The organism is Ferruginibacter sp. SUN002 (genome assembly GCF_050611725.1).
Taxonomy (GTDB): domain Bacteria; phylum Bacteroidota; class Bacteroidia; order Chitinophagales; family Chitinophagaceae; genus Ferruginibacter.
This window is the reverse complement of record NZ_JBODJB010000002.1, coordinates 1-7,874: the sequence shown is the minus strand read 5'-3', so window position 1 is coordinate 7,874 and position 7,874 is coordinate 1. Positions and strand designations below refer to the sequence as shown.

The 7,874-nt window shown below is 39.3% G+C and carries 3 protein-coding genes; all 3 read left to right on the top strand.

Going from position 1 to position 7,874, the window contains the following annotated elements:
- Positions 1 to 361: T9SS type A sorting domain-containing protein (locus ACQ33O_RS13675; RefSeq protein ID WP_430996157.1), on the top strand; the 361-nt coding region annotated here is incomplete at its 5' end.
- Between the two features lie 94 nt (positions 362 to 455).
- Positions 456 to 692, top strand: coding sequence for a hypothetical protein (locus ACQ33O_RS13670; RefSeq protein WP_430996156.1), 237 nt, complete (start codon positions 456 to 458; stop codon positions 690 to 692).
- 381 nt (positions 693 to 1,073) lie between these two features.
- Positions 1,074 to 7,874 (top strand): beta strand repeat-containing protein (locus ACQ33O_RS13665; RefSeq protein ID WP_430996155.1); only part of this gene is annotated, 6,801 nt, incomplete at its 3' end.

The window sequence follows — 7,874 nt, the reverse complement described above, 5'->3', positions numbered from 1 at the left end:
GGCACCTGTAGCCGGATTGAACTACTACCGTATAAAAACCGTAGATCTATCAGGAGCAACCAAATACACTTATATTGTAACAGTAACTTATGGTTCATCAGTTCCAAGCATTACGTTGAATACGACTATCATCAATGATGGAAGGATAAGTGTTCAATTTATTGGCCAGGAAAAAGGTAAATACAATGTTCGTCTAACCAATACCGTTGGTCAGCAGTTGATGCAGTCGTCTGTACAACACAATGGTGGTAACAGTACGCAAACATTCAACGCACCAAACCTGATGACCAAGGGTATCTATTATTTGGAAATTGTTAAACCGAATGGAGCTAAACAAGTTGAAAAATTATTAGTTAACTAAGGTTTAAGTAATTTTAAAGGTTGATAAAACAATATATAAAAGAAAGCAAAAAATAAAAATTTCAAAACATATGAAGAATCAATTAAAGCAGGGAATGAAAAAGATGTTCGGTTATATGATGCCGTTAGTGGTGGTGATGCTGCTGGTTGTTTTACCAGGTATAGTTTTCGGTCAGAATCCGGGAGATAACCCCGATGCTGAACCTCAGGCTGTACCATTGGATCCAAAAATGACCATATTGCTGATTGCAGCGGGCATGTTTCTGGCCGTTAGTGTGATGAAAAGGGCTGTAAAGCTTGCTGCGTCACAGGTTATCCCTGCCAAAGCATAATAGTTTATATCTATTAAAATAGTTAGAAAAATGCACTTCCGAAAGGAAGTGCATTTTTGTGTTTAAATATTGCATAAATCATCATATTTCGCTGCAATATCTTTACGCAATCGATTGCGTAAGCTTTTCTGCAATCGATTGCGTAGATTTTGGACCCATCAAATTATATTTATGTTAAAAATGTATCTACCTTGTATCACTATTATAACGTAGAATCCTTTACCTGCTGAAGCCACTTGCCCGAATTCCCTTACAAACGATTTGCTTTTTTAACGATAATGTCATTCTAAATTGCCAGGTATGAAAAAAACATTTACCCCTTCGATTGTACAATTTATTTGTTCTAATTTCTTTTCTCTCCCAATTCAAATTAATAAACTTATGTTTAAGAAATTGCTGTATGCATGCCTGTTGCCCTTGATTGCGACTCTATTTGCTGTTAGCGCCAGTGCACAAACAACTGTGTTTACCGATGATTTTAGTGGATCTGTAACTAGTGGTACTTTACCAACTTCAACATCCGGCAATACTTTTGGTTTAGCTTCTACTAGCCCATCAGCTGTTTATACCTATACCAATACTACAAATGGTAATAATCAGGTTAGACTTACTTCAGGATCATTGGTTTTAGGTACTAATGGTTCAAATCAAAGTGCTAGTCAGGGTGTAACTTATTCATATTCTAATTTAACAAGTCCATTTCCTAGCGATCGAAAATTGGCTTCAAGTACAGGCTTGGTTACTTGGACATTTAATATGCAAAAAGCTAACGCAACCAATGGTACTTATTTTAGTACTTCAAATGGTCGCTACATCGCAACAATTCTTTGTGCAAGTAGTGCTTCTATAACAGCCGCTGGAACCACTGGTTATATGGTTGCACAAACTAGTACTACTACATATTCTTTGTACCGTTTTGCAAATGGGGTTACTTCTACAACCGCTGGAGATTATACTTTAATTGGAACCACAACTGGTGCTTTATCAGCAACTGCTAACTATGCCAGTTTTAAAGTGACTTATAACCCTACAGATGGTAAATGGTCTTTATATTTTAGAGATGATGGTGCTTCTTTAGCTGATCCCGCCGGAGGCACGATTAATCAAGTGGGCACTTCTACAGTAGATAATACGTATACTTCTACAGCAATGGCTGTATTTGGTTTTTATCAAAGAAAAACTACAAGTAATAGTGATGCTTTTTTATTCGATAATTTCAAAATTACAATTACGTCTTCATGTACACCACCTACACCAACATTCACCGCTTCTCCTACGGGTCCTCAATGTGCTCCGTATAGTGCAACCTATACAACACAGGCCAGTATGACAAATTATGTATGGTCTGTGACCGGTACAGCAGGAACAGATTATAATATTACTTCAGGTGGAATAGGTTCAGGAAGCAATACAGTAACATTGAATTGGTTAACAGCCGGTAATAAAACTGTTACTGTTGGTTATACATCTGCTGGTTGTGCCAGCACAACTCCGGCATCTAATAGTCTTACAATAAATACTGTATCTACTGCAGCAACAAATGTATCTGCTACCAGCACTTCTTTATGTAGTGGAACAAATACAACAACATTAAGCCAAACAGGTGGTACCTTAGGTACGGGGGCAAGCTGGAAATGGTATTCTGATGCAAGTTATACCACTTTGGTTGGTACAGGTACTGGTTCGCCGGGTACTTTGGTGTTAAACAATTTATCGGCAGCATCTACAACTTATTATGTACGAGCAGAGAGTTCAACAGGATCTCCTTGTACTGCTAATGTTGGAGATAATACAAAAAGTGTTACGGTAACTGTAACTACTGGTTCTTCAGTTGCCGGCCAAACTTTAGGAGCTACGTCAACTACTATATGTAGCGGAACAAGTACAACCTTAAGTCAAACAGGTGGTACATTGGCATCTGGAGCTTCTTGGAAATGGTACACAAATAGTGCATTCACTACTCCTGTTCCGGTAAATAATACAGGTTCAGGTTTAGACGGTACATTATCAGTATCACCAACCACTACTACAACTTATTATGTAAGAGCAGAAGGTGGCTCAGCACCATGTACGGCTCCTGTTGGTAATAATGCAATAAGTGTTACCGTAAATGTTGTTTCAGCAATAGTACTTAATTCATATCAACTTTCAGGTGCAGGATATGTTGTAGGACAAACTCCTACAGATCTATCCGTAAACGTTATCGGAACAGGTCCAACTTATCAATGGTACAGTTCTCCGAATCCGGATGGTAGCGATCCTACATTGATTGAAGTAGGTGGAGATGGTTCAACTTATACACCACCAACTGATGTAGAAGGAACAACTTATTATTATTGCGAAATATATGGAGAATCTCCATGCGGAATGGTTACAAGCCCTGTTTCAGGAGCAATAACAATCAGCTCTGCCTCAAGCCCTACACTTACTTTAACCAGTGGCTCAAATGTACAAACTGTTGTTGCAGGTATTGCAATCGGCAATATCGTATATACATGGGATGGTTCAGCTACAGCTGCAGAAGTAACCTGGTCAGGCACTGCTTCATCAACTACGCCTCCAACAGGTATTACTGTTGACGATAATAGTGGCGCAGGTCCTGTTACATTCTCAGGAACGCCTACAGTATCCGGTGTATACGGTTATAGCATCGCATCAACAGATGGTGTAACTTATTCAACTGCTTTAACAGGAACATTAACAGTTAGGCTTACAGTACCTTCGCCAACAGGCGCTACAGCTCCTACCGGAGTTGGGTTTACTGCTAATTGGACTGAAGTTACAGGTGCAACGAGCTACACAGTTAAAACGTATTTATCAGGTGTTTTACAAACTACAGTTAGTGGTATTACCGCCCCTGCTTCAAGTACAGTGATCACCGGATTAACTAATAATACAACTTATACATATAAAGTAACTGCTGTTGGAACGCCAACAACACTTAATTCAGATGAATCAAGTGCTTCTGCAACCATTCGTACATTGAGTACGGCAAAAGATATTACATCATTTGTTATAGCAGGCGTTACAGCAACTATTGGTTCTAATACTGTTACAGCAACTGTACCATTTGCAACCAATCTTACAAGTCAAACACCAACGGTTGCAATTTCCGCATTGGCTCAAGGTTACACTCCTTCAGGTGCTCAAAACTTTAGTAGCAATGTAATATATACCGTGACTGCGGAAGATGGTAGTACTAAAGATTACACGGTAACTATTACTAAAGCAGCTGCCAGTACAGCAAAATCTATTACATCTTTTGTTATAGCAGGCGTTACAGCAACTATTGGTTCTAATACTATTACCGCAACTGTACCGGCAGGTAATAATCTGGCAGCATTGTCTCCAACAATTGCTGTTTCAGCGCTCGCTACAGTAAGCCCATTATCAGGAGTTTCTAATGACTTTACGAATGATGCAACCTACACTGTTACAGCAGAAGATGGTTCTACTCAAAATTATACTGTAACCATTTCTTTAGTATTATCTGCTCCAAGTGTAACCCTAGGTGGTACAAGTGCTACCGGTACAAGCTTTACAGCAAGATGGGCAGATGTTTCTAATGAAAGCAGTTACACAGTAACTGTTTACAAAACATCAGATAATTCAGTTGTTTCAACCCTTACAAGTATAGCAGCCAATTCTACTAGTACATCTGTTACAGGCTTAACAGCAGGAACAAGTTACTATTATAGAGTAACTGCTGTTGGTAATGGCACCAAATATATTACCTCTGCTCAATCGGCGAATTCTGCAAATATATCTACGTTGAGTAATGTGGCTACTATAACCAGCTTTACCATTAATGGAACAGCAGGTACTATAAATGATGGAGCAGGAACAATAACAGTTGCTCTTTCTACTTTTGCAGATAGGTCAAGTTTAACACCTACAATTGTATTAGCATCGGGTGCTACTGTTTCTCCAAACTCAGGAATAGCTCAAGGTTTCTGTTCTCCTGTTAACTATACTGTAACTGCTCAGGATGGAGTTACAACAAAGGTTTATACTGTAACAGTTACGGTACCATCTCCATCTACTTCTACTACTATAAATGTAGGATCATACTCAACAACTGCAACATTGATTGCTGCATATCCTGTTATAACATCTATTACGGGAGCTTATGCATTAAATAATACAAACGGTTGTGGTACAGCAAATAAAATAACGCTTCCAAATAATACAGCTAGCATTGTTACAATGGTATTCCCGAATGGTTTGGGCACTTTCTCTGGTCGTTTTGCTGCATCCGGTAATGGTAGAATTGTAAACATTGTTGCAAGTGGCGGGGCAACGGGTTCAACTACGGTAACTTTCCCTGGAAGTGGTGGTAGTACAGCATGTTTAACTTCAACAACCCTGACATTAAATTCAACTAGTTCTACAACAATTGTAATCTCTACCGGATCTGGTGGTGGTAATGCATTCTTAGTTGATGCCACCTATACAATTCCAAATGCACCACTAAGTAGAACTTCAGCAAGTGGTACAGACGCTCAGACTCTTCAGCAGCAATCTGCAATTACAAATATTACTTATTCAACCGGATCAGGTAATCCTTCAATTACCTGGGGAGATGGTATTCCTAGTGGAATTAGCACTAATGTAAGTAGTCAGGTATTAACTATATCAGGTACACTTGCTAAGTTTGCTACGCCTAAAACCTATCCATATACCATTAGAGATGGTAACTGTGCAACATTATCGGGTTCAATAGTTGTAACTGCAAAAACATATAGTACCGACGCAACTATTAGTAGTTTTGCTTTTGGAGCTAATAGCGGTACAATAGATAATCTTAATAATACAATTTCAGTATCCCTTCCTGATGGTACAGACTTGTCTGCACTTATCCCAACGATTACTTTGGGCAATGCAAACGCAACAGTAGTACCTAATAGTGGTGTGGCACAAAACTTCAACTCGCCTGTAAATTATACGGTTACTGCTGAAGATGAAGCTACTACAAAAACATATACAGTAAATGTTACAACGGCATTAAGTTCAGAAGCTAATATTTCAGCATTTACTATTTCAGGACAGATTAGTTCTAATATTTCCGGAGATAATATTTCGGTTACGATGCCTTATGGTACTAATTTAACAGCATTAACGCCAAGTATTACTGTATCTGCTGCGGCTACTTATGCTCCAACAGGTGCGGTTGATTTTACTAACCCGGTTGTGTTTACTGTAACGGCTCAGGATGGAGTTACAACGCATGATTATACGGTTACTGTAGTGAATGCTGTACCTAGTATTTCTCTTAATAGTGCTACGACACTTAACTTTAATGTTACAGGTTGGACTGCTTCTACTGTACAAACGAAAACAGTAAATGCAGCTAACTTAATTAATAATGTAAGTGTTTCAGTTGGTGCTCCATTCCAGGTAAGTAGTACAAATAACGGATCGGATTGGGCAACAACAGCAACTCTAACACAAACTGGTGGTTCTATAACAAACGCTACCTTATATATAAGATATAATCCTACATCCGGAACCGGTGATAATAGCGGTACTGTTTCATTAACAGCATCAGGCGCATCTAATAGTTTTGATGTAACGGGTAAAGCTGCACCAGCTATTGCATTAAGTTCGGGCCCTTCTACACAGGTAGTGAAAGCCGGTACTGCAATTACTAATGTTGTTTATACTATTACCGGTGGTGTTACCAGTGCAACTGCAACTCCGTTACCAACGGGTGTTACATTTAATAGTGGAACGGGTACCATAAGCGGTACACCGGGTACAGAAACAACTTATCCTGCTGTTTACGGTTATACTTTAACGGTAGTAGGTCCTTCGGGAACAGCAAATGCAACTGTTTCGGATACAATTATTGTAAAAGATCCTGCTGCTAAGAAAATGGCGTTCTTATATACAAGTACAAATGCTCCAAAGGGCATAGATAAGATATATACTGAGTTTGAGCAGTATTTTGATATTACAACTCTTACTGCAGCAACCGCTGCAGGTGATACTGCTGCTCAAATGTTAGATCTTAAAAACAATTATGATATTGTTTATATGCATGAAGCAGTTGGTAGCGGTACCCTTGCTTATGAAAGATTAGGTAGATACATTGGAGTTATGCCAATATTAAATTCTAAAGGGTTTATGTATGGTAAAACAGGCTGGCCTGCCGGTTCTCCTCAAAATGGGGTTACTGGCACAGATCTTTCTGTTACGGTTAATTCTGGGTTCAATACTCATGCTATTTTCTCGGGTGCTACTTTTAGTGGCAGTAATGTTACACTGGCAACTGCTACAGGTCAAATCAGATGGGTTGAAGGCCCGGCTGCACCGGCTGGTCAAACTCAGCGACTGATCGCAAACAACCGTGCTAATTCGCCAAGCAATGCCGTTTCAATTTTGGAATTGAATACTTCAGGTGCAAATAGTTTGAGTAAATATATGACGATTGCATTAGCTGCAAGTCCGGAAAGTATGAGTGCAAATGGTTTGTTAGTTATGAAAAATGCAGCATTTTATGTAATGACAAAATCTATCACTGCATCAGCCGGCTCTAACGGTACCATATCTCCATCAGGTGAAATTAACCCTACAAAGGGAAGTAATCAAACTTATACAATAACACCAAGTTCAGGTTATAAAGTAGCGGATGTATTAGTTGATGGTGTTTCAGTAGGTGCAGTTACATCTTATACATTTACTAACATAACAACTAACCATACAATTGCAGCAAGTTTTGTATTAGACTGTGGTCTTTATGTTGGTACAAACGGTGATTTCAGCAACCCTGCTAACTGGCAATGTGGAACAGTTCCAACAGCCGGCACAACTATAACAATTCCATCGGGTCATGGTAAAGTAACCATAGATGCTGATCTTGATATTACCGGTACATTAAACTTTAGCGGTGGTGCAGGAGATACTTTGGTAATTGGCCCGGGTGTTGAATTAAAAGTTACCGGTGGTACAGTTAATTTGAACGGTAGCCCGTTAGTACTTCAATCTACTACAGATGGTACAGGTTCAGTAGGAGCGATCACGGGTGGTGGTAGCATCACAGGTGCAACCAATGTAATAGCCGAAAGATTTACAACCCAACAATTGAACAGAGGTTGGAGAATGTTGGCTTTACCAGTAGCAAGTACACAAACGATCAGAGCTTCATGGCAGGAAAATGGTATCAACGATAACGGATTCGGT

Coding starts and splice junctions, on each gene's coding strand:
- ACQ33O_RS13670 (WP_430996156.1), top strand. CDS start 456: ATGAAAAAGATGTTCGGTTATATGATGCCGTTAGTGGTGGTGATGCTG.